At 60.2% G+C, this 26,907-nt stretch carries 15 protein-coding genes; 5 read left to right on the top strand and 10 right to left on the bottom strand.

Annotation, left to right across the window (positions count from 1 at the left end; translation table 11 throughout):
• Positions 1–69: 69 nt before the first annotated feature.
• On the bottom strand, positions 70–3,810 hold the full coding sequence (locus tag METLA_RS0119580) for an AAA family ATPase (RefSeq protein ID WP_024300174.1): 3,741 nt from the start codon (positions 3,808–3,810) through the stop codon (positions 70–72).
• Entirely contained in the window at positions 3,807–5,120 is a 1,314-nt protein-coding gene (locus tag METLA_RS0119575) for an exonuclease SbcCD subunit D C-terminal domain-containing protein (RefSeq protein WP_245598831.1), read from the bottom strand. The genes METLA_RS0119580 and METLA_RS0119575 overlap by 4 nt, the downstream gene beginning before the upstream one ends.
• A 241-nt stretch (positions 5,121–5,361) precedes the next feature.
• Between METLA_RS0119575 and METLA_RS0119570 the strand changes: the two genes are divergently transcribed.
• From METLA_RS0119570 to METLA_RS0119545, 5 genes are all read left to right on the top strand, one after another.
• Positions 5,362–6,318: an NAD-dependent epimerase/dehydratase family protein gene (locus METLA_RS0119570; RefSeq protein ID WP_024300172.1), complete on the top strand. Its 957-nt coding sequence runs from the start codon at positions 5,362–5,364 to the stop codon at positions 6,316–6,318.
• A 12-nt stretch (positions 6,319–6,330) separates the two neighbouring features.
• The gene (locus METLA_RS0119565) at positions 6,331–7,557 is read left to right on the top strand and encodes an aminotransferase class I/II-fold pyridoxal phosphate-dependent enzyme (RefSeq protein WP_024300171.1); all 1,227 of its coding nucleotides are present in this window, start codon (positions 6,331–6,333) and stop codon (positions 7,555–7,557) included.
• A 223-nt stretch (positions 7,558–7,780) separates the two neighbouring features.
• The gene (locus METLA_RS0119555) at positions 7,781–10,153 is read left to right on the top strand and encodes a caspase family protein (protein WP_245598830.1); all 2,373 of its coding nucleotides are present in this window, start codon (positions 7,781–7,783) and stop codon (positions 10,151–10,153) included.
• A gap of 17 nt (positions 10,154–10,170) precedes the next feature.
• Positions 10,171–11,775, top strand: a complete 1,605-nt coding sequence (locus tag METLA_RS0119550) for a protein kinase domain-containing protein (RefSeq protein WP_024300169.1) — start codon at positions 10,171–10,173, stop codon at positions 11,773–11,775.
• Between the two features lie 13 nt (positions 11,776–11,788).
• A complete protein-coding gene (locus METLA_RS0119545; RefSeq protein ID WP_024300168.1) occupies positions 11,789–12,598 on the top strand; it encodes an alpha/beta fold hydrolase in 810 nt (269 codons plus the stop codon).
• A 37-nt stretch (positions 12,599–12,635) separates the two neighbouring features.
• Here the strand turns inward: METLA_RS0119545 and METLA_RS0119540 are convergent, their stop codons facing one another.
• The 8 genes from METLA_RS0119540 to tagH form a co-directional block, all read right to left on the bottom strand.
• Complete coding sequence (locus METLA_RS0119540; protein ID WP_024300167.1) at positions 12,636–14,303, bottom strand: FHA domain-containing protein; 1,668 nt, start codon at positions 14,301–14,303, stop codon at positions 12,636–12,638.
• A 94-nt stretch (positions 14,304–14,397) separates the two neighbouring features.
• A complete protein-coding gene (locus METLA_RS0119535; protein ID WP_161635434.1) occupies positions 14,398–15,909 on the bottom strand; it encodes a type VI secretion system contractile sheath domain-containing protein in 1,512 nt (503 codons plus the stop codon).
• A gap of 8 nt (positions 15,910–15,917) precedes the next feature.
• A complete protein-coding gene (locus METLA_RS0119530) occupies positions 15,918–17,006 on the bottom strand; it encodes an autotransporter outer membrane beta-barrel domain-containing protein (RefSeq protein WP_245598829.1) in 1,089 nt (362 codons plus the stop codon).
• Positions 17,007–17,467: 461 nt separating this feature from the next.
• A complete protein-coding gene (gene tagF / locus METLA_RS21605) occupies positions 17,468–19,084 on the bottom strand; it encodes a type VI secretion system-associated protein TagF (RefSeq protein WP_024300164.1) in 1,617 nt (538 codons plus the stop codon).
• A complete protein-coding gene (gene tssM / locus METLA_RS0119515) occupies positions 19,081–22,626 on the bottom strand; it encodes a type VI secretion system membrane subunit TssM (protein WP_024300163.1) in 3,546 nt (1,181 codons plus the stop codon). The genes tagF and tssM overlap by 4 nt, the downstream gene beginning before the upstream one ends.
• Positions 22,627–22,634: 8 nt before the next feature.
• Entirely contained in the window at positions 22,635–23,951 is a 1,317-nt protein-coding gene (gene icmH / locus METLA_RS0119510) for a type IVB secretion system protein IcmH/DotU (protein ID WP_024300162.1), read from the bottom strand.
• A gap of 5 nt (positions 23,952–23,956) precedes the next feature.
• Positions 23,957–25,294 carry a type VI secretion system baseplate subunit TssK gene (gene tssK, locus METLA_RS0119505; RefSeq protein WP_024300161.1) on the bottom strand — a complete coding sequence of 446 codons (1,338 nt, stop codon included), beginning with the start codon at positions 25,292–25,294 and terminating at the stop codon, positions 23,957–23,959.
• 34 nt (positions 25,295–25,328) lie between these two features.
• Entirely contained in the window at positions 25,329–26,897 is a 1,569-nt protein-coding gene (gene tagH / locus METLA_RS0119500) for a type VI secretion system-associated FHA domain protein TagH (RefSeq protein WP_024300160.1), read from the bottom strand.
• Between the last annotated feature and the right edge of the window lie 10 nt (positions 26,898–26,907).

The following is a 26,907-nucleotide window of genomic DNA, read 5'->3' as shown; positions in this document are numbered from 1 at the left end:
TTATTAAAGCGGGCAAAATGAGCACGATAGCTTCTGCTTTGGGGAGTTTATGGCTAACCGCTCCCTAAATTACACTCCCTGCACATCGACATGGCTCGATCCGCCGCTGACCCGCCTGACCTGAATCCGGACGCCGATCCGTTCGGTCATTTCCTGAACGTGCGAAATCACGCCGACCTTGCGGCCGAGGGACTGCAAGGTGTCCAGCGCATCCATCGCCACGCGCAGGGTTTCGGCATCGAGACTGCCGAAGCCTTCGTCGATGAACAGCGATTCGACCTTGACCCGGTTCGACGACAATGACGCCAGCCCCAATGCCAGCGCCAGCGACAATAAAAACGATTCGCCGCCGGACAAGGAATGCACCGAGCGGATTTCATCGCCCATATCCTGATCGACGACCTGCAAGGCCAGCGTGTCCTTGACCCGTTCCAGGCGGTAACGGCGGCTCAGGTCTTTCAGATGCTGATTGGCGTAGCCGAGCAGGATGTCCAGCGTCAGTTGCTGGGCGATGTTGCGGAATTTTTTGCCGTCCGCCGAACCGATCAGCGCGCCGAGTTTGCCCCAGGTCTCGCTGACCGCCGCTTGCGTCCCGATTTGAGCCTGCAATTCGGAAGACGTCTTGATCCTGGCCTCGTCGGCCCGGCGTTGCAGATCGAGCTCGGTGCGCTGGTTCTGCTCCGCGGCAAGCTGGTTCTGCAACTCGCTCAGCTGCGATTGCAGCGCGTCTTCGGTATCGAGAGAAGCGCGCGTCTCCCGATGCGATTCGCATTGCCGGCGGCGCTCGCTCAGAACGCTTTGGGCTCCCGTCAGGGCCTCCTTCAGCGTGTCCAGCGCGAGCCTTTCGGCGGCAATCTCGCTGCGATTCTGCTGCAAAATCTCGCGCAAATCGGCCGCTTCGATCGGTTTATCTGCGGCGTGCGCTTGATTGAATGCGGCCAGCCAAGCGCTCAAGGCCTGCTGCGCGCGGCCAAGCTGCGCCTGCCTGGTGTTCCACTGGTGTTGGGCTTGCTCCCGGGCTTCACGGCAGGTCGCCAAACGGGTTTGGCTTTGCGCGGCGGCTTCGGCCGCGGCCTCGAATCGTTTTTTGGCGCCGGAGATGTTTTGCTCGAGCCGCGTCTCGATCACACTGACCGCCTGCCCGTCGAACAACGCCGCGCGTGCAGTCTTCTTGCCCGCCAATTCACGGTCAATCGCCGCGAATGCGGTCTGCGCGGTAGACACTTGCGCACCGGCCTGCCCGAGATTACCGGTCAATGCTTTCAACTCGGTCTCGAAGACGACGATCTCCGCCGCCAGTTGCAGTTGCCTATTCTGCTGATCCTGCCAATGCTGCGCCTGTTTGCTGCATCGGCTTGCGAAATCTTCCGGCGCGCGGATCCAGTCCTGCCGCCATCCGGCATCCGCGAAGGCCACATCCAGCTCGGCCAGCTGCCGGTCGAGCTGCTCCGCTGCGCTTTGGCGCGTTGCGGCCGCGGCTTGCCGGTTGAATTCGGCTTGTTTCAGCGCCTCCCCGGCCGCATCGAACTGCTTTTGCACGGTATTGCGCTTTTCGAACAAGCCTTCGAAGCGTTGCCGCGCCTCCGTCAAGCGGGCATTCACCTTCGTCATCGCCTGCAATTCAACGGCGATTTTTTGCTGTTGCGCCTCGGATGCGACGATCTGGCTGGCGAACCAATCCGGATACGCTGCCGCCTCCCGTGCAGCCAGTTCGGCCTTCAGCGGCTGAGCATGCCACTGGATTTGCTGTTGGCCGATTTGATCGGCCGTTGCCGCCAGATCAGCTTTCAATTCGGCGATCTGTTTATCGTGCTGCTCAAGCGAAAGGCCGAGACGGCTGTCCTGTTGTTCGCCCTGTTGGCGCCGCTCCAGGCAAGCCGCCACTTCTCGCTCCAGCGCATCCAGCTGGTCGCGATAAGGATGCCGGATATCCGCAAAGGGGTGCTGTAGGGAACCGCACACCGGGCATGCTTCATCATCCCGTAGCGTCGCGCGCATTTGCTCGACATTTTGACTGCTGGCCATTTTGGCCAAGTCGAACATTTTGCCGGCCTGTTCGTGACATGCGATCCAGTTCGGCAATTCCTGACGCAGCGCCTGCCGTTCGGCGCTTTGCCGTTGCCGGCTCTCGGTTAAGCCCTGCAACTTTTCGCTTTGCACGCCGTGGGCGGATTGCAATTCCAGAAGCCGCCGCCAGACCGCTTCGGCCGTCCTGAGCCGTGCCAGCCGCTCCTGGCTGCCGCGATTGGACTCCAGCAAGGCCGCAGCATCGAAGGCGGCGGCTTCCTGCGCCAGGGTCTTCTGTGTCTGTTCGGCCTGCTCGCTGTCGCCGCGCAGTTGTTCGAGCAGGGTTGCCGACGCCGCGACCTGACGCCGGCATGCAGCCAGTTCATGTTCAGAGGCCGCCAGCGTGTTGCCGGCAGTTTGCAGCCGGACCAGCGTCTCCCTGCCCTGCGCGAACAAAGCCTCCCAGCGCGGCCATTGCCGGCTCAGGGTTTCCAGGTGCGCGTGTTCGTTCAGCCAGGCCGAAACCTGTTCGCGCGCCGCCGCGGCGGCATGGTTTTCTTTCTCTTTGCCCGCGAGCGCGCCTTTGATTTTATCCAGGGCCTGCCCGGCGTCCTGCCATTGCCGTTGCTGCTGCGCGTGCGCCGGCTTCAGCGTCTCGATCTCCGCATCCAGTTGCCGCGCTTTGTTCAGTTCGGGGAGCGCGGCCGCCTTTTGCCGTTCGGCCTCCTCCCTCTGCTGTTGCGCCTGTTGCTGCACATCCCTGCCCGCCTGCGCGGCCGTCTCGGCCTCGGTCAACGCGGTCTCGGCCCGGCTCAGGTTTTGCAGGGCCTCCTCGCATTCGCCGGCCAAACGATCGGACTCCCCCAACAGCGGACGCGCATCCTGCAACGCTTCGATCAGCGCCAAGCGCTCGCGGCGCGGCTGCGCCTGACTATCCTCGCGTTGTATGCTTTCCCATTGGCCTTGTGCCTCCTGTTCGGCTTTCTGCAAGTCGCGATAACGCCGATGCCATTGCAACTGTGCTTCGAGCGCCGTTTTGTGCTGCGTGTTGTTCTCGATCACCTGCGCGAGCGTTTTGAGTTTCTCCTCCAGTTCCTCACGAGCGGCCGTATCCAGCGGCAGTTGTTCGGTAAGCCGGGCTTGCAGTTGTTCGAGCGTGTATTTTTCGAGTTTGGCGCGCTCGAACGCCCGGATCGAAATCCGGCTGTACAGGTCGGTGCCGGTCAGCGTTTCGAGCAGGGTCGCGCGTTCGTCGTCGGGCGCTTTCAAAAACACGCCGAATTCGTTTTGCGCGAGCAGCACCGCGCGGGTGAACTGATTGAAACTGAGCCCGATGCGCTGCTGTATCGCTTCCAGCACTTCGGTCTTGACGCCACCGATACGCTGTTGATCGGCCCGGCTGATCAGCGTCATCTCGGAGGCTTGCAGCTTGCCGTCCGCCTTGCCGCGCGCCCGGCGCACGCTCCAGCGGGCGCGATATGACTGCCTGTCGCCGCCGGCAAAATCGACTTCGGCATAACCTTCCGCACAGCCTCGGCGCAACAGATTGCGGACATCGTGCTGCATCACCGTTTCAGCGCCGACATCCTGAAGCCGCGCGCCGCTGGAAGTGACCTGATGCAGGCGCGGCGTCTTGTCATACAAGGCCAGACACAGCGCATCGAGCAGCGTGCTCTTGCCCGCGCCGGTCGGGCCGCTGATCGCAAACAGCCCGGCAGTGGCCAGCGGCGCTTGTTCAAAATCGACCCCAAATTCGCCGGCAAGCGAGGCCAGATTTTTTCCTCGGATCGCCAAAATTTTCATTGCGCCGCCTCGGCCGGTTCGATCAGCAATTCGATAAATGCGGTGCACAGCGCCGCCGGCAACGCCTCGCCGTACTGCGTTTGATAATGCCGCTGCAGGATGTCTTCGGGCTGCATTTGGCTTAATTGCGCAAGCTCGGCGTCGGCATCGGGGCCGAAGGAGGCATCGCTTCGCCGGTAGCTGGCATCGATGCCGGCGAAGCGGAGCGGCTTGTCTTTCAACGCCGATTCGATCGCCGCGCGCGCGCCCGGCTCGGGGCAGTCGAAACGCACCCGGACTTCCAGGTAAGGCCATTGCTCCTCGGGCAAATCCTCCAATGCGAGCGCATGCAAGGCTTCGAGCACCTCCGGCAATGGCGCCGGCTGCGCGGGGATGCGCAGCATGCCGACCGCACGCGGCACCCTGAGCGGCTCGATCGTCTTGGCGCTCTCGCCGTCCAGTTCGATCAATATCACCTGATGCGGATAGTCGATTTCGGCAAACGACATCGGCAATGGACTGCCGGAGTAACGAATCCGTGCCTTGCCCGACACCGCCTGCGGCCGGTGCAGATGCCCCAGCGCCACATAAGCCAGGCGTTCGTCGAATATCGCCGCGGACAACATTTCGGCCCCGCCGATCACGATACGCCGCTCCGACTCCTTCGATACATCGCCGCCCGCCATATGGCAATGCCCGAGCGCTAACAGCGCCTGCCCGGGCTCACGCCGGCTCAGCGCCAGCTCGAATCCCTGCCGGTACACTGCCGCCATGCCTGCCAGATAGGGATCATCGCCGGTTTCGATCCGCGGCACATCGCCGGGGCGCAAAAAAGGCACGGCCAGGCACCAGGCGCGCACCCGGCCCTGCCGGTCCGGCAAAGGCACCAATAGAGACTCCAGATCGATATCGCCGCCCGGCGTGCGGCGAGTCTGGCCGATCACCGTAGTTTCGAAGACTTCGAGCAGCGGCGCCGGCGCCTCCAGGCGTCCTGCCGAGTCGTGATTGCCCGCAATCAACACGATGCGAAGCGCCGGCGCCGCCTCGCGCGCGGCATGGAGAAATCGGTACAACTGTTTTTGCGCAAGCGAGGACGGATTCGCATTGTCGAAAATGTCGCCGCTGACCAGCAGCGCATCGATGTCCAGCGTCCTTATCTGAAGGACCAGCCAGTCGAGAAAACACTGATGTTCATAGGCGCGGTCGAAGCCGCGCAAGGTCTGGCCCAGATGCCAGTCCGAGGTATGCAAAACTTTCAATGGAGCCTTTTTCGTGGGTAACTGATGTGATGCATTGTCCACGAAAAACACGAAAAACACGAAAATTTTCATAGCTCAATCCGTTCAACCGTAGCTTTCGGATAGAGGACCAAGTTGACCCGCGAACCCAAGCGCATGCTCGGAACACGGTTATTTGTATCAACTTTGCTCCCTCCATTTTTTCGTGCCTTTCGGGTTTTTCGTGGAGATTCATCGTACGTCACATCAGGCAGGCAACTGACGCTTGCTAAAATTGGCCGAATGCCGGAACATCTTAGCCAGAAGAATCATCAAGCGGCACCGGAGAGTCTAAATGAAAAAGCTATTGGTCACAGGTGCGACCGGGCAAATCGGAGCGGAATTGTCGCCGGTCCTCCGAAGCCTGTACGGCGCCGAAAACGTGATTGCGGCCGCCAACCACCCGCCGCCGTCCGGCGAATTTCCGGCATCGGGGCCTTTTTACCGGCTCGATGTGCGCGATGCGGACAGCCTCGAACGGATCGTCGCCGAACACCGCTGCGACACGATCATTCATCTGGCCGCGCTGTTGTCCGCGGTCGCCGAGGACAGGCCGCAGGAAGCCTGGGACATCAACATGAACGGCTTGTTGAATGTGCTGGAGGTCGCCAGAAAACACCGTTGCGCGGTATTTTTCCCGAGTTCGATCGGCGCCTTCGGGCCAGGCACGCCGGCGAACGATACGCCGCAGGACACCCTGCAGCGGCCGACCACGATCTACGGCATCACCAAGGTGTCCGGCGAATTGCTGTGCGACTATTACTACCGCCACTTCGGCGTCGATACGCGCGGCCTGCGTTATCCGGGCCTGATTTCGAGCCAGGTACTGCCGGGCGGCGGTTCGACCGATTACGCGGTCGAGATTTTTTATGCGGCATTGACCCGCCGGCATTACGATTGTTTCCTGAGCGCCGAGACCCAACTGGACATGATGTACATGCCCGATGCGATCGGCGCCGCGATCAAACTGATGACGACGGACCCCAGCCAATTGCGCCACCGCAATGCCTTCAATGTGACCGCGATGAGTTTCACGCCCGCGGAGCTGGCGGCCGAAATCCGGAAGCATATTCCCGAATTCACGATCGCTTATGCGATCGATCCGGTGCGCCAGGCGATCGCTTCCTCCTGGCCCCGGCACATGAACGACAGCGCCGCCCGCGCCGAATGGGACTGGCGGCCGCGCTTCGATCTGGCGGCGATGGTTCAGGATATGCTTGAAAAAATCGCGGCCAAACTGCAAAACGGCTAACCGGAGGTCATCATGTCGCTTACAAAAATAGAAACGCAGCTGCAAGATAAAGTCAGTCAGCTGCAACGGCAAGGCATCAGTAAGGGCCGCGAGAAAGTGGTGACCGGCATCCTGCCCCCGGCGGACGGTTTCGGGCCGCGCTATGTGCTCGAAGGTTACGGCGATGCGCCTTATCTGCGCATGAACTCGAATGCCTATCTCGGGCTTGGACTCGACCCGCGCGTAATCCGGGCCGAAGCCGAAGCGGTCGAAAGCTATGGCGCGGGGCCCGGCGCGGTGCGTTTCATCAGCGGCACTTACCAGCCGCATGTCGAGCTCGAAAAAAAACTGGCCGAATTCCATGACCGCGAAGCCGCGATGCTGTTCAGCGCAGCTTATGCGACGATGCTCGGGGTGCTGCCGCAGCTGATCGCCGAGGATACGCTCGTGGTCAGCGATGCGCTGAATCATAACTGCATCATCAACGCGATCCGGCTCGCCCAGCCCGCCCGCAAGGAAGTGTTCGCGCACGGCGATATCGCCGCGCTGGACCGCATCCTTGCCGCCTATCGCGGCCAGGTCAAGCGCGTTTGCGTGGTCGTCGACGGCGTCTTCAGCATGCGCGGCGATCATGCGGAACTCGACCAAATCAACGCGATCTGCGGCCAATATGAAGAGTCTTACGAACAAGGTGTCATCACGCTGGTTGACGACTCGCACGGCGTCGGCGCATTCGGCAGGAGCGGACGCGGAACCGAGGAAGTGAGCGGCGGCAGGGCCGACATCCTGGTCGGCACGCTCGGCAAGGCCTTCGGGGTCAACGGCGGCTATGTCGTCTCCAGCGCGGCGGTGATTGCCTATCTGAAGGAAAGCGCGCCGCTTTATATCTATTCGAATCCGATCACGCCCGGCGAAGCGCAAGCGGCCTTGGCGGCCTTAGAGATCGTCGACAGTCCGGAAGGGATTGATTTGCTCGAAAGACTGCGCGGCTTGAGCCGCCGTCTCAGGTCAGGGCTCGAACGCCTGGGCTTTGAAACCCTACCCGGCGCGCATCCGATCGTGCCGATGCTGATCCGCGACACCGATAAAACCACCCGGCTGGTCGAGCATTTGTTTGCTCGCCAGATCCTCGCCACCGGGCTGAATTATCCGGTGGTTCCGAAAGGCGAACAGGAAATCAGGCTCCAGGTTTCGGCAAATCATACCGAAAAGGATATCGATTATTTACTGGACAGCCTCACTGAGGTTACGCACGATTAATCTCCACGAAAAACACGAAAGGCACGAAAAAATGGATGGGGTCGTGTTTTTCGTGGACAATGCGCAACATCGGTAATTGAACTAAACTTCTCGCCAACTTGCCGTTCCGCAATGGCTCGTTTAACATGGCCTTTTAGGCGAATCAAGCCCACATCCACTGCTCCTAATGCTAAAGGGGACAAGCTCCATGAAACCAGTTTCTAAGTCAGGCGTTTTCGACACTATGGCAGTTAAATCCTCGAAAATACAAAATTTTTGTCTGATCACTTCGCTGATCACCCTGGTCGGCTGCGCAGCCACCAGCGTTTCGGAGCTGAACGACTCGAAAGCGACGGCAGGCTACGATCCGAAAGACACCGACAAACTGTTCGTGGTCGACTGCCTGTTGCCGGGACAGGTTAGGAAGCTCGGCGCGCAGGCGATGTACCTGACCGCGCGGCGGCCGATCCAGACCACCGCCGGCGACTGTGAAATGCGCGGCGGCGAATATGTCGCGTATGACCGCGCGAATGCGGCGTCGTCCTTGAAGATCTGGCTACCGCAGGCGCAGCAGGGCGATGCCGAAGCGCAGGTCAAGGTCGGCGAAATCTATGAAAAAGGGCTCGGCGGCATGGCCGATCCGAAGCTGGCCGCCGAGTGGTATCTGAAGGCGGCGGAGCAAGGCAATTCGCAGGCGCAGATCAACCTGGGCTACCTTTATGAGAAAGGCCTCGGCGTCAAGCAGGACAAGGCGACCGCACTGAACTGGTACCGCAAGGCATCGGGACTGGCCGGCTCCGATCTGCAATTCTCGACCGTGATCGAGGCCAATTATCAGCAGCAGCTGACGCAACTGCGCGAGGAGTCGCAAGGCTACAAGGAAGAAGCGGAATCTCTGCGCACGCAGCTGGACGCCACCCGGCAACAATTGAGCGAACAAAAACAGCAATCGCTGACGATAGCAAGCCAACTGGATGCAACACGCCAGCGCTTGCAGCAGGAAAAAGGCAAGGCCAACCGCAACGATGAGCTGATTCAGTCGTTGCAGCAGGAAGTCGAAACCAAGAAGTCGAATTTGAAAAGCCAGCAACAGCAGGTTTCCGAACTCGAAAAACAGTTGAAGGCCGAAGAGAAACAAATCAAGAGCCGGCCGAAAACGCAAAAAATTGCGCGCCAGGAGGTAAAGCCTGCCCCGGTCGCGGAAGAAGTCCCCGAAGCCGTCGAGGAGCCGCAAGCGCAGGTTTCAGAAGACAAACTGGCCGAAATGGAAGCGCGTCTGAAAGCGCTCGAAAGCGAATACCAGGCCCATGCCGCGCACATCAACATGGACATGAATTCGATCGAGGAAAAGGCCAAACAGGCCGGCAGTACGCAGGAAAAACTGGCCGTTGAGACGTTGCGCAGCAAACTGTCCCAGTCCCAGAACCAGTTGCGTGCGCAAGGCGGGCAAATCAAGGAACTGAAGACGGCGATTGCGTCCGAGAAGCGCAATCTGGCCGAGCCGACGATGCTCGCGAAAGCGGGTCCGACCATCGAAATTCTCGATCCGCCGGTCAAGCTGACCCGTGGCAACTCACCGAGTTTCCGTCTGCGTTCGGCGACCAAAATCAAGGCGATCATCGGCAAGATTTCCTCTCCGGGTGACCTCAAAAGCCTGAAGATCAATCAACAAGCGGTTCAGCCCGACAAGGACGGCGTCTTCAAGTCCGAAATCCCGATCGATTCGGCTTCGACGGCGGTCAAGATCGTCGCGACCGACAAACAAAACCGGCGCAGCCTGATCAGCTTCAATTTGCTCGCCCCGACCCAGGCCGCGGCGCAAACGTTTGACGACGGAGCCGAAAGCGCCGGTTCCAGCGCGTATCCGTCGGTCAATTTCGGCAAATATTATGCGCTGATCATCGGCAACAATAACTATGCGAACATGCCGACCCTGAATACTTCGGCAAATGACGCCAAGGCGGTCGACGAAGTCTTGCGCTCGCGCTACGGTTTCAAGACCAAACTGTTGATCAACGCGAACCGGCATCAGATCATGACCGCGTTCAACGACCTGCGTCAGAGCCTGACCGACAAGGACAATCTGTTGATTTATTACGCAGGCCACGGCGAAATCGACAAGAGCGACGAAAGCGCCTATTGGCTGCCGACCGACGCCGAACCGAACAATACCGCGAACTGGCTGTCCAGCTTCAACGTGACCAAATATCTGACGGTGATTCCGGCCAAGCATATTCTGGTGATCGCCGACTCCTGCTATTCGGGCGCGATGACGCAGGGCGCGATCGTGCGCCTGCCGAAGGACATGGCGGAGGACAAGCGCGAAAAATGGCTCAAATTCATGATGAACCGCAAGGCGCGCACGGTGATGACGTCCGGCGGCGAGGAACCTGTGCTGGATTCCGGCGGCGGCAATCACTCGGTCTTTGCCAAGGCGCTGCTGAGCGCGCTGAAATCGAACAAAGGCATGATGGTCGATTACGAGCTGTTCCGCATCGTTTCAGGACAGGTCAAGAAATCCGCATCGATGGTCGGCTTTCAACAATCGCCGGAATATTCCGCCTTGCAGCATGCCGGCCATGAAGGCAGTCCGTTCTTTTTCGTTCCGAAAAGCTAACCCGACCCTGACCCGTTATGACAGATAAAACCGCCGACGATAATGCCGATGACGCGACCCGGATTGCGCCGAGGCCGGCCAATCTACCGCATACGGAGCCGGCAACCCCGAGCCCTGAATCAGGTCCGGCCGCGAGCCTGCATCAGCCGGCAGAGGAGACTGACGCCACGGTCGTGACCGCCGTCAAGACCAGCGCCCCGCCGCCGGCTTCGACCTACGCTTCAGGCCAGGATGCCGCGACGATTGTCAGCCAGACCGCCCGCACCGAGCCGCCGGCCGCCACCTCGCGCACAGCCGGCAGCGCCAGAACCCTGGGATTTAGCGTAGCAACCCCCTCCGCCCCGCTGGCCGTCGGCTCGGTAATCAAGGACCGTTTCGTGATCAAAGAAGTGATCGGCTGCGGCGGCATGGGCACCGTGTTCCGGGCGACCGACCTGCGCCGGGAGGAAGCACTCGATGAAACCCCGGATGTCGCGATCAAGGTGTTGAATGCAGAATTCCGCGAAGACCCCGAGCTCTTCATCGCACTGCAAAGGGAAACCAAGAAAACCCAGCAACTGGCGCACCCGAACATCGTCACCGTTTATGATTTCGACCGGGACGGCAGCAATGTGTTCATGGTGATGGAAATTCTGAACGGCCAGTCGCTCCGGCAATATATCCGGGAACATGCCCCAGGCGGCCTGCCGTTCAAGAAAGCCTGGCCTATCATCAAAGGCCTGGCGCTGGCCCTGGCTTATGCGCACAAACGCAACATCATCCATTCGGACTTCAAACCCGGCAACGTATTCATCACGATCGACGGCGATGTGAAGGTGCTCGACTTCGGCATCGCCTGCGCGGCAACCCGCACCGACGCCACCCATGACAAAACGGTTTTCAATGCCCGGGATCTGGGCGCGCTGACGCCCGAATACGCGAGCCTCGAAATGTTCGAAAATCAGCCGCCAGACCCGCGCGACGACATTTATGCGCTGGGCTGCGTGACCTACGAACTGTTGACCGGCAAGCATCCGTTCGGCAAGATTGCCGCACCGAAAGCCTGCGAGGTCAATCTGCAGGCGCCGGTGATTCCGGGTCTGAAGCGGCGGCACTGGAACGCGCTGCAGCATGCGCTCGCCTTCAAAAAAGAGCAGCGCACGCCTTCGGTCAATCAATTCATCAATGAATTCGAGCCGCGCGCGAAACTTCCCTGGATTTTATCCGGCATCACCGCGCTGGCGCTGCTCAGCGCGGCGGGCGCTTACGTCTATCTCTATTACAATGTCGATCCCCTGGCCGACAAGGTAATCGCGCTGACACCGGAACAGGAACTCAAGGTCAAGGATCTGCTGGAACTCGCGCAGATTCACTATGACGTCGGCTTCATCACCGCGCCTTCCGGCAGCAATGCATTATGGGCCTACCGTCAGGCGCTCGAAATCGACCCCTATAATAAACCCGCCAAAGCCGGACTCGAAAAAATCGCGAATCTGTGCGAGCAACAGGCGGAAGAATTGTTCGAACAAAACAATATCGCCGAAAGTCTGGTCAAGATCGAAGAAGGGCTGGAGGCGGTGCCGAAACATGACGGCTTGTTGGCCTTGAAAAAACAGATTCTGGAAGTGCAAGGCCAGAATTAACGCGTCTAAAGGCATGATCCGGCGCCTTGCCTGGCTTTGCTGTTTGCCGATGCTCGCGGCCGGATGCGCCGCTCCCGAAATCCGCCTCGACCGGGAGGCCGAGCGCCTGCATTTGAGCCGGACCGTCGTCAAAGGCACGGACTATCAACATGTCGTTTATCGCAACCTGGCCCCCATTCAAAACGGCGAGCTGCACGTCTATCTGGACGGCGACGGCTCGCCCTGGATTCGCCATCGTTCGATCGCGGACAATCCGACCCCGCGCAATCCGCTCGTGCTCCGCTTGACCGCGCAGGACCCGAGCGCCTCGGTTTACCTGGGGCGCCCCTGTTACCATGGTTTCGGCGCCAAGCCGCCCTGCACTGCCGAACTCTGGACCAGCCGGCGCTATTCGAAGACCGTGATCGAGACGATGAGCGCCGCGCTCGGTGAAATCCGGAAGGACTTGCATCCTCAAAAAACGGTATTGATCGGTTTCAGCGGCGGCGGCGCCTTGGCGATGCTGATCGCCGAACGCCTGCAAGGCATCAGCGCCATCGTGACCGTTGCCGGCAATCTCGACACCGACGCCTGGACGGCACGGCATCGCTATTCGCCTTTAACCGGATCGGAGAATCCGGCCAAGCATCCTCCCCTCTCCGGCCAAATTTTTCAACTGCACCTGGCCGGCGCCAAGGACGCGAACATTCCGCCGGACTTGATCCTTCCGGCCGTGCGGCGGCAGCCTTCAGCCAAATTTGTCGTGATGCCAGGCGCAGATCATGATTGCTGCTGGGAGACACATTGGCCTTCGATACTCGAAATGCTCAAAGACCGCCGATAGCATGCGGAAAAATGGTGCGCGATGCGCGCCCTACGGACTACCCTGGCTTCGCCGCAGCAGACAGTAGCGGCGGGCTGAACTTGAAGCCGAAATGTTTCGGGTCTTCCCCGATCACCGCGGCCGAGAAGATATAGAAGACATAGTCATAGGTTTCTTTCGGAATCTGGTATTGCTGGATGAATTTCCAGAAATTCTTGTCGCGCGGATTGTCGGGCATTTTCTTGATCATTTCCCTGACCCGGTTTTGCCCGTAATTGTAACTCGCGATCACCAGCAGGCCGGAAGCCTGCGCCTCGGTGCTGTAGATCAGTTTCAAATATTTGGCGCCGGCGCGGGTCGCCTGATTGAAATCGAAGCGCTGATCCTGTTCGTCATAGTCCCGCGTCGCCGCCAGCGGGCCGGATTTCAGCCCGAAATCCTCGCCGGTCGAAGCCAGCAGCTGCCAGGCGCCCTTTGCGATGCCGAAACGGGTCTCGGGACCGACCGCCGCCGCATCGTAATTGCTTTCCTGCAGCGGCAGATAGATCAAGTGCAGCGGCAAGCCTTCCTTGTCCAACGCGGCCAGGATCGTCGGCGCGTAGGCGTTGTTTTCGAGCGCCGCCATCGCCTGCGGCATTCGCGATGACGACTGCCAGTATTTGATATAACGCCTGACCTCATCGACAAAATCTTCGGGCAACTCCAGTTCGCTTTCGCCGAATTCCCGCGCGACCCTCGTGATCAACTCTTCTTCATAGCGCGCCGCGGTCGGGAAACGGATGCGCAGCGATTCGGCCTCCTGCACGTATTCCTGGTATTTGGCCTTCATGCCTTGCAGGCGTTTGCGTTCCTGCGCCAACCTTCGGCTTTCCGCGGCGATCTTCTCCTGCTCGGCCCTGATCTGATCCTGATCGGCCTGCAGTTTTTGCTGAGCGAGCGTATTGATCGTTTGTTCGAGCACCTTGGCGCTGGATTCTATCGTCAACTCGGCGCGCGACAGGCTAACCTCCAGCGTCTTGATGTCATAAAACAAGTCGAGCGCGAGCGTGCGCGCATTCGACAAGGCGATCCGCTGATAGGTCACCACGCCGACCGCCACCAAAAACAGCGCGGCCAGCACCGAAATCCATTGGTTGTATTTCTTGCTATGAACCACCCGATCCTCGCGAATCAGCGTGCGCACCATCCGCGTATAGTCGCCGGCGTCCTCGGCTTCTTCCGCCGACATCAGCCGCTCCCTGACCGCTTCCCTGGACAACTGGCGCTTATCCGCCGCCTGCCCGCTCAGCGTAGCGTCGGATGGCGGCGCCGGCGCGGGATTTTCACGCGGCTGCGGCGCCTTGCTCGCCGCCTGTCCCGTCGCCTGAATGCGCAGAAAAATGCCGGGATTGCCCAATTGCACCCGAACCGGCAGCGTCAAGCGGGATTTTGACTCGACCCGTAGGCCGTCAATAAAGACGCCATTCGCGCTGTTCAGATCGACCAGCCACCACTCGCCCGCTTCCCGTTTGACTTCGAGATGATGGCGGCTGATCACGCCGCTGTCCAACACCACCCGATTGTCCTGCGCGCGCCCGGCGGTGAAGCCCTGGGTAAAAAAATAGTCCTTCTGCGTTTTTCCGGAAGCGTCCTCGACAAAGACCTGCAAGCCGGGCCGGGCTATTACGGTCCGGTCCGAGTCCGGCGGCGGAATGGGCGGCTTGAAAACGGTTCTATCGTCCTGCATTGGAAACGCCGGCTTGGCTTAATGGAGGCAGATGAAATGGCGGCATCACAAGCATGATTTGAAAGGTTGCGCGGTCAAATTGGCGTATTTTAACTCAAGCGCTCCAAAAACCGCGCAAGGCGGATGGCGGATCGGCGAGCGCCTGAAATCTTGCCAGACGCGCGATATTGGCGCTGCGGTGGCTCAGAAACGGCATGATCCCGAGCCCCAGCACTTTATCGATCGCCCGGTCGTTCAGACACACCTCCGCGCACGGCAACAGTCTGGCATCGCCGTCCTGCTTCAAGCTATACGCCGGCAAATCATCGATTTGCAAATGATCGCCCGGCTGCATCGAGTCGCCGTTTTCGAGATAGGAGCGACCGAGCAGCAGCGCGCAATAAAAAGCCGGATTGCCCCATAAAAAAGCCGCGTGCGCGAACGGCGGCTCGGCTTCCTCGAACGCGAACGACTCGATAGGATCGGCATCGCGTCCATACGGCAAACGCAGCAAAATCCGCGGCAGCGCCAAGCCGAGCCACGGCGCCGCAGGGCTCTGCCGCAGCGCCTCCCAGCGTTTTGCCGCTTCCGGCGTCATCCCGGCCCAATCCTGCGGACCGGGCGACTCGGCCAGAGTACTGCATCCCAAAAGCCCGGCATCGGCCGCCGCGATAAAAGGCCCGCCGGCCCGGGCCGCCAACAGCCCGCAGGCCGCCAGCAAGGCGACATCTTCCGGGCTGTTGCCGAAACTGAAGTTGCCGATCACCAGCGACCAGGGCTCGCCGCCGAAGCCGCCGGTATTTTGTTCCACCAGCAGGCGGTACAAGCCGGAGCCGCTCAGGTTTTCACCCGCGGCGCTCACGGCGTCATACAATTGCGCCTTGCCGGCATCCAGCACATGCAACGATAAACTTTCGCCGGTCTCCAGGTGCGAAACCAGGGACCACAGCGCTCTCCAGGCGGCTTCGAGCGCCTGGAACTCGGGATGGTGCAAAAGCTCGCGCATTTTCGCGCTCAACGCTTCGTCGACCGCCTTCAGATAAACGTCCTGGAAGGGCGGCGCATCGGGAACGATATACTGGGCGACTATCCGTTCGAGGGTGTTTTCGACAATCGATTTTGCCCTGGCCTCGGGCGAGGCTTCAGGGCGATCGGAACTCCCGCCGAGCAGGCGCTCAAAGGTCGTCTGATCGTCTTCGTCTGTTGTCCGTCCCGTATCGGGCGCAGGCGCCTCCGGAGCGACCTGTACTAGGCTGCGCAGCTCCTCGGCCGCCTGCGGAAACGTCGCGGCATCGTAGAGGCGTTCCCTGATCCGCGCCAGCCCCCGAAAGAGTTCCAGGTTTTGAAACAAGGCATCGGGGTGGAAGTCTTCGATCTGCCGAAACGCCAAGTCCACTTCGGCATCGAGCCGCAAACGCAGCCGGGGGGCGATACGCGCCATCACCGCATCGAAATTGTCGATGTCCACGCGCAGGATGGAACGCTCTTCAAGCTTTTTCGGATCAGCGCCTTGACCGCTGAAATCGCCGAGGATAAGGATGCGCATCGGCTCGCCTTCCGGTTTTGGGGTATTGAAATCCGCTCCCGGCCGGGTGAACGTAAAGGACAGTCGCGTGGTTGCGGACATCATCTCACCTAAAATTCGCCGCGCACACCCAGGTTTATCGTATGCTCGGCCAGGCTTTGACGCCCCACCATCGCCTCATAAAACAGAAATGCGGAGACGCCATGGGTGAATGTCGCCGACATCCCCGCGCCCAGATTCGCATAGTTGCGGTCCGCACCGTCGCTGACGACGGTGAAGACACTCTGCGCAGGATCGTTGCTGAATTGCCAATTGACCGGCCGGCTACCGTCATGAAACTCGTGTACCCATTCGGCCCTGGCGGTCGGCATCAACACGCCGAACGGCATGCTCATCGCGTAGGACAGTTGCCCGCCCAATGCGGTTTGCAGGGATACGGCATTTTGCTTGCCGACCGTCGCCAGGCTGCCGAAGCCCGGAGCGCCGGGATTGCTTGCATTTTCCTGAAAACCATCGATTTGCACATTTTGATAGCTGACCCGGCCATAGGGTCCGTAGGTCAAACTCTGGTCATGAAAATCGTAGCCGCTGGAGACATTGAATGAGAAATCGTTGCCTTGGGTGGCGCCTTTGGCGGTTTGATTGACCGGGCCGCCAAATCCTGGAAAATTGATATTTCTCCGCATATCGTAATCGTTCCAGCCGCCGGTAAAGATACCGTCGACGTAAAAATCGTCTTTGTAGTAAGTGCTATAGAGCGAATAGCTGTAACCGTCCAGGTTCAGGTTTCCTCTCGTTGCGTCGAAGTCGGATTTGACCGCGTTATAGCCAAACGTTCCGCCGAATACGAAATTATCGGTGAAGCGGTAATCGACGCCCGCCGTGACCCCTTGGCTATCGTATTCGAAACCCAGTTCCCGATCCGTGCGGTCCTTGTCGCCGACGCCGAAGTTGCCGTTCACGAATACGCCGAGCTTGTCAAAAGGGCTATCCTTGTCGCCGCCGGCGCCGCCGGACACCTGTCCCGGCCCCCCGAAGGCCAGCCCGGAAGGCAGGGCATTGCCGTTCAAACCGCTGACGTCGAAGCCGCCCCCAACGCCTCGGCGTAACAGCATCAGCCGATTTTTGACATTGCGAAACTGCTGATTCGCAACAGAAATCGCCAGCGTCGATGGCGCAAGCGCCTGAAGAGGAGTCAATTGTTCGACTGCGTTATTATTGGTGGACTCGCCTGGCCCGCCAAAGTTTACAGAACTACAAGTGCTAGCAAGATCCTGTTGCGCTGATGTCGCGGTATTTGAAAATCCAATGTTACTGCATGGGTTTTGCAATGCAAAAGCCTCGTAACTGGTCATGGCCAACAATCCGGCCGTCAAAGTTCCATAAACAATAGAGGGTCCGTTCAATTTGGATACGGCAAGTGTTTTTGATAAAAGGTGTGAATGCTTAATATTGTTAAATGACATCATGGTAAGTCGCGCTCCTTCTTTCGGGACATTTGTTTAACCGCGGAAAACCAGCGTTTATCCTGTACTATTTTCCCGTTATCTTTTGCAAAATCGGTGACAAGATACACGGCTTTTTGTAGCGGCCCCAAGCTTTATTCAAAACATAAAGCTATTAAAATTCATACACATTAAACTCTTTATTAAAGAACTTTTCAAAGTTTTTCGTACGCGGCAGTTACCACGACGACCGAGATATTGTCCCTGCCGCCCCGGCTTTCCGCTTCGCGAACCAGATTTTGCACGATGTCGCGGGGAGAACCTTGGCTACAAAAAGATGCGATGTCGGCATCCGTCAGTTCCTTGATCAGGCCGTCGCTGCATAAAATAAACAGGTCCCGATCGGCGATCTCGCCTTCGCCGCAATCGATCTCCAACACCTCATCCGCGCCGACTGCGCGCGTAATCACGTTTTCGTGGACGGGAACAGTCGATGTCTCGGAGGCGTCATATCCCATACCCGACGCGGACGATAAGGAATGATCCTGGGTCAGTTGCTCGATGCGCCCTTGCCGGTAACGATATAAGCGGCTGTCTCCGGCCCACAGGTAGCGGAAACGGTTGCCGGCAATCAACAGCACCACGATCGTGCTGCCGATGATCTGGTCGTTGCCCCGGCTGTCGGCCAGCTGCAGCAGGTCGCAGTTGACTCCTTGCAGGCTCGCTTCGACTTGCTCGCGGTAGCGTTCAAGGTCGTCGCTGCGGGGAATGTTCGCCAACGCGCTGACCAGGGCCTGACTCGCGACATCGCCCGCGCTGTGCCCGCCCATGCCGTCGGCGACCGCCCACAGGCCGGCATCGCGCCGGTCCAGAATCGCATCCTCGTTGATCCTGCGGCGCATCCCGACCACGCTGAGGCCGGCGCTTTCGATGACCCAGCCCTGGCCCAAATTCGCCAGGCGCTCGCGTTGCTCGCGGCCGACCGTAATCTCATCGTCATCTCGCGCCAGAGGGTCCGCGCTTTGCCCGTATGCGGCAGCCTGAACTTCGATGCCTTGCTGCGAGGGCATGTCGAATGTCTCAGCAAAACTTTCGCTCAGCTGCACGTTCGAAAACTGCCATTGGCGATGCGGCCATGCGCCGTTCAGAAAGCCGGCGAAGGCATCGACCGGCGGCATCCCCTCGCACAGCAACAAAGCCGTTTTTGCTTCTTCAAACGCGGTTGACCGCCAGTAACTGCACCGCTCCAGAAAACGGCTGCCGAACTGGCCGCCGATCTGACGCAAGGCCTGCGGCGTATCCAAAGTACTGTCGAGCCGGAAATGAAACGCCTGCCGCCCCGACGCGGTGTCGATGCCCTCCCGGCCGTAGCGAAGCGGGCGCGCCGGGACGAAGTCGCCGAGGCGCAGGCGTTCGAGCCGGGCATCGAAGCTGTCCAGGTCGAAATCGTAGTCCAGCGAGCCCAGCGCGAGGTCCGACAATGCGTCGAACCAGCCGCAATCGGGTTCGAACAAGTCAGTCAACGGCCAATGGGTCACTTTCGCGGCCAGAGTCAACGGAAAATAACGCCCTACCCGGTCGACGCTCGGCATTATCACCCCGGCCCAGGCATCAGGGCCGCATTGGCCTGACGCCAGGGCGAACTGCCAGATCGGACTGTACAGGAAAGTCTCGAGCCAGGCCTGTCCCAATTGCTCGCGGCTCGCCAGCAAACCGGCCTGCAGCCATTGGTCCCAGGGTTCGATGAAATGCCGCGGCAAACGCCGGGACAGAAAGTCGCCGTGACTCGGAATCTTGCCGTAAAAACCCGGCGCGGATTCGGGATGGCTCACAGGCCTTCCGGACAGCGGAAACCTTGCAGCTCCCGAAGATTGAACGGATTCATCACGCTGGCCGCGCGCAGTTCATAACGGGCGCTCATGCCTTCCAGTTGAAAGGTCAGATTGAATTTTTCCGGCGCGGAGGTCGGCTCGATCGTGGCTTCGTCGAGTAGACGAAAAAAAGCCCAGGTGCCTTCCTTGCTGCGGCTGACCTGGCGTCCGTCGAGGGTTTCGAACACGATGCGCACGCCCTGGCTCGGGGTCGGTCCCGGCCACTTCAGGCTAACTGCCTGTTCCGGGCCGTGCCGGTAGACCGCTTCCTGGCCTTCGATCTGCAGGCGGAAGGTGCCGACCTTCGGGTCCAACGCCTGCGGTTTCAATTCGAATTGCACCTGCGGCGAGGCGCCAGCCGCGAAAAAGGCGTCGCGAATTTTGGCCGCCAGCTGGAAGCGCCGAATCGATTCCTGCGAGAGCCCCAGCGGTTTTTCGGCCGCCATTTCGGACCAGACCGGCTTGCTGGTATCGACGAAGGGTTTCAGGTTGGCTTGGAAAAACTGGTCCATCAGGCCGGACGGTGCGAAGATTTTCGCAAAATCGGCCAACAAGACATCTTGGTTCGTGCCGGTATTGAACGGGTAGCGGCCGGTCAAAGCCATCTTGCAAGGCGATGCGACGCCGGTCTTGACCATCTCGCTCAACTGCCCTTTGGCGGCCGAGGATAGTTTCTGGCCGCCGCTGTTCACGACGATTTGCAGCCAGCCTTTCAACGGCTCCGGCAGGCGGGCAAATTCGAGTTGCGCCTGCTTCAGCACATCCGCGCCGCCGCCGCTGAACAGGTTCGCCTGATTCTGCAGGGCCTGGCCGCCGGTGTTCGCGCTGCTCAACTGCAAAAAATAATCGCGCAGACCCTTCAGCTGCTGCAGGACCGGGTCCAGCGCGACCGGCTTGTCCGGCCCGCCGCGCACCAGAGCGCTCAAAGGCTCGAACTGCACCTCCGCCGCGATCGCAGGGTCAGGGCCGCTGTCGAGACCGGCCGCGTTTTTGGCCATCGCGAGCAATTGCGAGGTCTTCGCGTCCGGCGACTTCAACGCATTGCCGACGGCTTTCGCGATCGAATCGCTAGCCTCCTTGCTGAGCCGGCTGAACGAGGTATTCTGATCGATGCCGTCCAGCAATTTGCGCAAGGGGCCGTCGGGCCGGGACAAGATGTCGAGCATTTGCGCGGTCTGGCTGGTCGTCAACGCGGGCTGCAGCCTCAGCTTGGCCAACAGGTCCGACCATACCGTCTTGTATTCGTCGATATAGAGCTTCTTCAATTCGCCATGCAGCTTTTCGATTTCCGCGATGTCGAGTCGGGTCTGGCTGCCCAAGACCCAATTTTGCTCGACCGCGTCCTTCACGAAGTCGCGGCTTTGGGTCAAAAACAATTCCTTGTAGCCGTAGCCGGTGAACACCGCGGGGATCGCATAGGAGGAAAAATCCTTGCCGTCCGCCAACGCGAACACGCGCGCGCCGTCCGCGCCCAGAGCCTTGCCCAACTCAAAATCGTGCCCCTGTTCGGTCACCGCTTCGGACTTGAAGCGGGAGTAGATCTGGCCGATCAACGGCACCTGCGTCAGTTTTCCGCGCACCGAGTTCACGAACACGTCGTCGATCGGCGCCGGGTCGAGTTCCAGTTTGAGCAAGTTGTCCAGATGGCGGACCAACTGGGCGACGGCCTCCGGATCGCCGGCATAGTGCTGGTCCCAGTCCGCGCGGATCCAGGTCATCGCGGTCTCCGGCGCCAGCCGCTCGGTCTGGTTGAACATCAGATAGACCTTCAACAACTGATACAGTACGTCGAGCTTGTTGCCTTCCGCGCCCTGCATCCTTTCCTTCAGGCGCTGCATGATCGCCGGCAGGAAATACTCGCGCAGCATCGCGTCATAAGTATGATGGGCGGCCGCCTCGATCTTGTCGCCCTGCGACAGGCCGAATCCCATCATCAGGCCGCCGTCCTGGTAGACTTCCGCGACCCCCAGCAGAATGTTCAGGCGCGGCAACAGCACCCGGAAATTATCCTGGCTGTCGCTCGCGTTCAGCTTCAGCGAGCGGTACTGGGCGATCTGTTCCTCGACCTTTTCGAGCGCCGAGCGGTTATTGAAATAGCTGACCGTCCACAGCGAGATCACGGCCAGAAAGACCAGGCCCGCGCCGATGTAGGCGCCGAGCTGCAGCCAGCGCGTGCGTTTTTCGAGCTTCGGATCGGTGCCTGCCAGTTCCGCTTCCGGAAACAGCACCTCCTGCAACAAACGCGTCAGAAAGTAGCTCTTACCTTGTCCGCTGTACATCGGAGCCGCCTGCCGGTCCAGGTGAAAGGCGCCGGCCAGAATGCCGAGCATCCTGTCGATCGGCGTGCCTTCCTGGGTGCCGCTGGTGAAGTACACGCCGCGCAGCAGCACCGGCTGTTCGTAACGGTTCGCCGCGAAAGTCGCCTGCAGGTAGTCGACCATCGCAGGTTTCGCCAGCGCCATCTGCTGCGGAAAATCCAGGATACTCGCGCGCCGGCGCACGTCGCGTTCGTCCTGAATGCGCCCGATCGTCCGGCTCTGCAAACGCTGCAGCAATTCTTCATAGGCATCCCCGAAACGCGCCGGCAAATCCGGCTCGCCGCTCAGGGTGTCGGCGGCAAAGGTTTCGCCCCATACCTGCGCGCGCTGCTCCTGGGTCAGATCGGCGAAAAAATCGTTGAAGCCGGCCACCAGGTCGGCCTTCGTGAACATCATATAGACCGGCAGGCGCACGCCGAGCTGTTGATACAGCTCATGAATCCGGGCGCGCACGGCCTTCGCGTGCAAGAGGCGCTCCTGCTCGGACTGTTGCAGCAAATCCGACAGGCTGGTCGCCACAATCACCCCGTTCAACGGCCGGCGCGGCCGGTATTTTTTGATCAGCGACAGAAAGCCAACCCAGCCGGCCGCATCGACCGCCTTGTGGCTTTCCTGCGTGGTATAGCGGCCGGCCGTATCCAGAAACACCGCATTGTCGGCGAACCACCAGTCGCAATTACGGGTCCCGCTGACGCCCTTGATCGCGTGCTTGCCGAGTTTTTCGGCCAACGGGAAATGCAGGCCGGAATTGACCAGCGCGGTGGTCTTGCCCGAGCCCGGCGCGCCGATGATCGCATACCAGGGCAGTTGATAGACGAACTGGCCACCGGACTTGCCGTCCTTGCGCGATTGTTTCAATACCGCGAACGCTTCTTCGAAGCCCTTCCGCAGCGTGTCGACCTCGTCGGCCGAGGCGTTCGCGATAGGGTCCGCATCGGCCGCCACCAATCGCTCGACCAGTTGTTTTTCGGCGCTGCCGGCGCGCAGCTGCATGACCAGCCGAAAAATCACCCAGATCACGAACAATGCAACAATCACCAAGGTTCTGGTGAGCACCGACTCCAGCGGCACGCTGCCGGCGATCGCGATCAAGGGTCCCGCCAGCCAGATCAGGCAGCTCAGCGCCGCCAGACCCAAAAACTGAATCACCCACTTATTCGTAAAAAATGCCTTGAGCTTTCCCATCTGTGCTCTCACTGAATCTGTAAATCGACGCGGCGATTGATCGCCCGGTGTTCCGGCGTGTCGTTGGGCGCCAACGGTTCGCCCTCGGCCCGGCCTTCAAAGCGGATCTTGCCGCTCTGCGTCGCCAGATCGTTCAACATTTCGCTGACTTTTTTCGCCCGCGAGGTCGACAAATGCCAGTTCGACGGAAACCGCGCCGAGACGATCGGCTTGTCGTCGGTATGGCCGGTGACCAGCACATTGTCCTTGCCCACCGCGAACTCGTCGGCGATTTTTTTCAGCATCGGCATGAACTCGGGCTTGAGCTGATCGCTGCCGGAGGCGAAGGAATTGCGGATTCTAAGCAGTCTGTCGTCGACCACCTCGACCATGTCCTTCGCGATTTCGGCCGCCAGCACCCGTTTGAAGCGTTCCTTCCGATCCGGGTCGGCGGGCTTCACGACCGGCGCCGCGCGCGCGATCTCGACCGGCTGTTTGGCGAGCGCGAACAGTTCCTTGTAATCCTGGTCCGAACGGGCATTCAGCGCCAGCACGAAACCGATGTAGACCAGGACCAACAACACGCCGAGCACCGCGCCGACCACCCAGAGCGGCACATAGCGCACCAGCGCGTTGCGCACATCCTTCAGCCCGCGCCAGCGCGGCGACAGTTCGCGTTCGCCGTCGCCCTTCACGCGCTGGATCAATTGATACAGTTCGGCGCGGTATTTTTCTAACTCGTTCGCGCCGTTCGTCAGTACCCGGTATTTGCCTTCAAAACCGAGGCTGATGAACAGATAGGCCAGTTCGATCAGCGCCAGGTTTTGCGCCGGCTGTTTGACCAGCGCCGCGACGATGTCGAAAAACTTCTCGCCGCCCCAGGCTTCCCGGTGAAAGGAGATTAGCAGGCTCTGATGCCCCCAGTTGCTTTGCGATCCCCACGGCGTATTCAGGATCGCTTCATCCAGAAAGCTGCAGAGCGCGTAACTGGCCATGCGGGTCTGATCGGCGCCGAAGCCGGCTTGCAGGAGGCGGTTTTCGAACAGGGTCACTTCGCTGGTCGCGCGCTGGCGCAGCGCATCGACCGCCGGATACATCGCGGTTTGCCTGAGCCGCCCGGCCAGAGAAATCAGCGACAAGGCGGCCGCAACGATCGGATTTTCCTTGAATTCGGCGGCGGGCAGTTCGGCCGAAGTAACCGGCCGGTAGGCCGGAGACGGAGGTGGAACGGCCGGCTGAGCCTCCGCTGCCGGCGGCGCGGCCGCGGGCCGCTTTCCGCCCGGCATCGGCCGGATGATGGTGCGGTCGCCGTCATCGAAGGGACCTGAAGGATCGTTTGGATTCATGCCGTTCAACCTTTTCTAATTGCCCAAAACTCAAGTTCCAGTTCCGGAAAACTGCCGCCGATATGGATCGCGAAACCGCCGGAAGCCGCCATCTTCGCCCATAACTCGCTTTGCTTGTTCAGCTCGAAATACGAATAACCGGCATGGTAAGGAATCTGCCGCGGTGCGACCGGCAAGGCCTGGATCGCGATGCCGGGCAATGCCGAACGCACCAGCAATTGAATATCCTCGACCGGCCCGATTTTGACCTGCGGCGGAAAATGGCTGCGGATCAGTTCCGAAGACACCTGGGCCTTGGCCGCGAGCACGAAAATCGCGCCTTCCAATAGCGTCAGCTCCGGTCGTTTCGCGACATACACGCCTGGCCGGGCTTCCGCGAGCGGCAACTGCACCGCGTTCTGCTCCAGCACCATGCTCAACAGGCTGCGCAATTCGTCGATCAACGGGATGAAAGTGGCTTTCAGGTCGTCGTGCTTATAGTCGGGGAAGGCGATCGGCCGTTTGTTCGGCCGGTAAAAGGTCGCCAGTTCGCCGGCCATTTGCAGGCACAGGCGGAAAAAATCTTCCGGATGCAGCACCTGGGCATTGGCCAGATGCGCCAGGAGCGGCTCGTAACGGTTGATCAATTGCAGCAGCATGAAATCGGCGATTTCGGCGACGCCGCCCTGGCTGCTACCGGCCACCCTGCCGGCCAACGCTTCGCCGCGGGTATGCAGGAGGCCCTGCAACTCCCCGGCAAAGCCGCCCAAAAGTCCTGCAGATGAGCAATGCACCGCAGGCGGAATATACTGCTTGTCGAGGATCACCGTTTTATCGGCGCGCACTTCAATGATCCTGGCGATACCCAGGCACACATAACCCGATCGCTCCTGGCTTTCGCACATCAGGCGCGGCTTCAGCGCGCCGATCTGCACCTCGTAACGGCCGTCCGAGCCGCTGTTATGGTCGCGGACTTGGCGCTCGGTCAGACGATAACGCGCCATGTTGTCCGGAAAGGACTCGCTGTCGACCTCGGTCGAATCCGGCCGGCGCAGCGGCAACGCCAGATAGACGACGCTGGCCTTTTCGTTCTCCGGCACATCCAGGGGTATCGGCAGTTCATCGTCTTGCGGCAAACTGAACGGCGTGCCGTCCGGAAACACGCCGCTGCACTCGCTGAGGCCGACCTTGCCGATCGCCAGACAGCCATGATCGAGTTTCAGGCTCGCAAAGCCCCAGGAATAGGCGCGTACAGCGAGCGACAAGCCATGCAACAGGCTTTCGAAATAACGGTCATGCTGCTGGAAATGCTGGGGCCGGAGAAACATGCCCTCGGACCAGACTACCCTATTGTTTTCAGACATATTTTTGGTTCCCGGCAGGAATGCGGTGATATGGTTAGCGTTTTGACGAGCGGCTCAGCAATTGCATCTGCTGCTCATAGGCATCGCCGAATGCATCGCCGAAAAAATCCTCCTGAGCGGCGGACTTCAGCTTCGGATACAGGATCGTATAGTGCTCCCAGCATTTGGCTTTTTTCTGAAATAGCAGACCTTCGCCTTGCGTTTTCTCGATCGATTCGGGATCGAAGCCGCGCAGGACGCCCGCTAGTGCGGCCTGGATGCCGGCGGTCATCGCCATTTGATGATTCATGATGTCGCTAAAACCTTCGCGCACCGCTTCTTTCGGGGTCAGGAAGCCGGGATGCGTCGGCGCCAGGATCAGCTGGATCGCGTCATCGACATTCGGGGTGAATTTCAGCGGATTATTGTCGACCGAACGCATCGTGGTCACCGAAACGCGAAACTGACTTTTCAATTCCGCGCGCGCGCGCAGCACGCACATCAGCCCGTCCACCATGCTGCGCAACAGCTCGCCCGAGGTTCTCAGCAGTTCAGGCCACTGTTCGGGGGGCAGAAACTGCGGGTCGTCGATGCCCGCGCCGGCTAAAAACGCGCGAATCAATTCGCTGTCCGCAGGAACGCTTGGCTGCGGCTCGGGCGGGCGCCGGGGCGCCTCAACCGGCGCCGCTTCGGGCATTGCAGCAGGCGCCGCCGGAATCTCAGGCTTGATGGCGCCGGTAACGGCAGCCGGCGTTATTTGTGCTGCTACGCCGGCCTGGCGAGCAGGGCCGGCCGGATCGAAGGAGTTTGCCGGCAAGGGCGGAGCAGGCTCGGTTTCCGCTTTCAACTCCACAGGCTCGGAGAAAGGAGAAAACGGCAACTCCGACTCCGCGTGCGGCGCGTCTGATACTGCCGCCGAATCGGCTGCCGTCTGGCTCTCTTCGGCAAAAAAATCGGCCGGCAATTCGGGGAAATCGAGCGGCAGCGACGGGCTCGCCGTTGGCGGAGCACCGGCTATCGGCGCGGCAAGAGAGCCGGGCAAATTATCCAGGGTCGACAGCAAATCGCCGACGTCCAGGTCATCCGCCGCACCTCCCTTAACGGAAGCAGCAGGCTGCACTGCCGGCGGCGTAAAGATTTGATGAAAAATCGAGGAGTCGGGCTGCTCGATGAAACTTTTCTGCCTATCTGCCTCCGGCGCCGGCTTTTGCGGGGCAGCAAACGGGCCGTCCAGAGGCCCCCCGCCGGCGAGATCCAACTGGCGAACCGGCTGCGCGGCATAAGGTTCCGAAAACGCCGGCGCGGACTCGACGATCGAGACCTGCAATTCATATTCGCCGACGCGCAGCCTGTCGCCGTCCGCCAAAACCGCCCGGCTTTGTTGCAGCAACTGGCCTTGCGGTTCCAGGTAGGTGCCGGCGGCGCTGCTGTCCTGAATGAAATACTGCCCGCCTTCGTATTGAATCTCGGCATGCCGGCGGGAGATATATTTCTCCGGGTCCGGCAACGCCAAACGGTTATCCGACGAACGGCCGATCGATCCGCCCTGCGCATCGAAACGCGCGCTGATCTCCTCGGCCAGCGGCATACCCTTGTAACTGACCGCTTTAATGATCAAAGTCATAGCCGCTCCC

Source organism: Methylomicrobium lacus LW14, assembly GCF_000527095.1.
In the GTDB taxonomy this organism is placed as follows: Bacteria; Pseudomonadota; Gammaproteobacteria; order Methylococcales; family Methylomonadaceae; genus Methylomicrobium; species Methylomicrobium lacus.
The sequence above is the reverse complement of the archived record's forward strand: the minus strand, read 5'-3'. Positions and strand labels throughout refer to the sequence as shown.

Excerpts from the sequence above, each read along its gene's own strand:
- METLA_RS0119580 (WP_024300174.1), bottom strand. The coding sequence starts at position 3,810 with ATGAAAATTTTGGCGATCCGAGGAAAAAATCTGGCCTCGCTTGCCGGC.
- METLA_RS0119575 (WP_245598831.1), bottom strand. The coding sequence starts at position 5,120 with ATGAAAATTTTCGTGTTTTTCGTGTTTTTCGTGGACAATGCATCACAT.
- METLA_RS0119570 (WP_024300172.1), top strand. The coding sequence starts at position 5,362 with ATGAAAAAGCTATTGGTCACAGGTGCGACCGGGCAAATCGGAGCGGAA.
- METLA_RS0119565 (WP_024300171.1), top strand. The coding sequence starts at position 6,331 with ATGTCGCTTACAAAAATAGAAACGCAGCTGCAAGATAAAGTCAGTCAG.
- METLA_RS0119555 (WP_245598830.1), top strand. The coding sequence starts at position 7,781 with ATGGCAGTTAAATCCTCGAAAATACAAAATTTTTGTCTGATCACTTCG.
- METLA_RS0119550 (WP_024300169.1), top strand. The coding sequence starts at position 10,171 with ATGACAGATAAAACCGCCGACGATAATGCCGATGACGCGACCCGGATT.
- METLA_RS0119545 (WP_024300168.1), top strand. The coding sequence starts at position 11,789 with ATGATCCGGCGCCTTGCCTGGCTTTGCTGTTTGCCGATGCTCGCGGCC.
- METLA_RS0119540 (WP_024300167.1), bottom strand. The coding sequence starts at position 14,303 with ATGCAGGACGATAGAACCGTTTTCAAGCCGCCCATTCCGCCGCCGGAC.
- METLA_RS0119535 (WP_161635434.1), bottom strand. The coding sequence starts at position 15,909 with ATGTCCGCAACCACGCGACTGTCCTTTACGTTCACCCGGCCGGGAGCG.
- tssM (WP_024300163.1), bottom strand. The coding sequence starts at position 22,626 with ATGGGAAAGCTCAAGGCATTTTTTACGAATAAGTGGGTGATTCAGTTT.
- icmH (WP_024300162.1), bottom strand. The coding sequence starts at position 23,951 with ATGAATCCAAACGATCCTTCAGGTCCCTTCGATGACGGCGACCGCACC.
- tssK (WP_024300161.1), bottom strand. The coding sequence starts at position 25,294 with ATGTCTGAAAACAATAGGGTAGTCTGGTCCGAGGGCATGTTTCTCCGG.
- tagH (WP_024300160.1), bottom strand. The coding sequence starts at position 26,897 with ATGACTTTGATCATTAAAGCGGTCAGTTACAAGGGTATGCCGCTGGCC.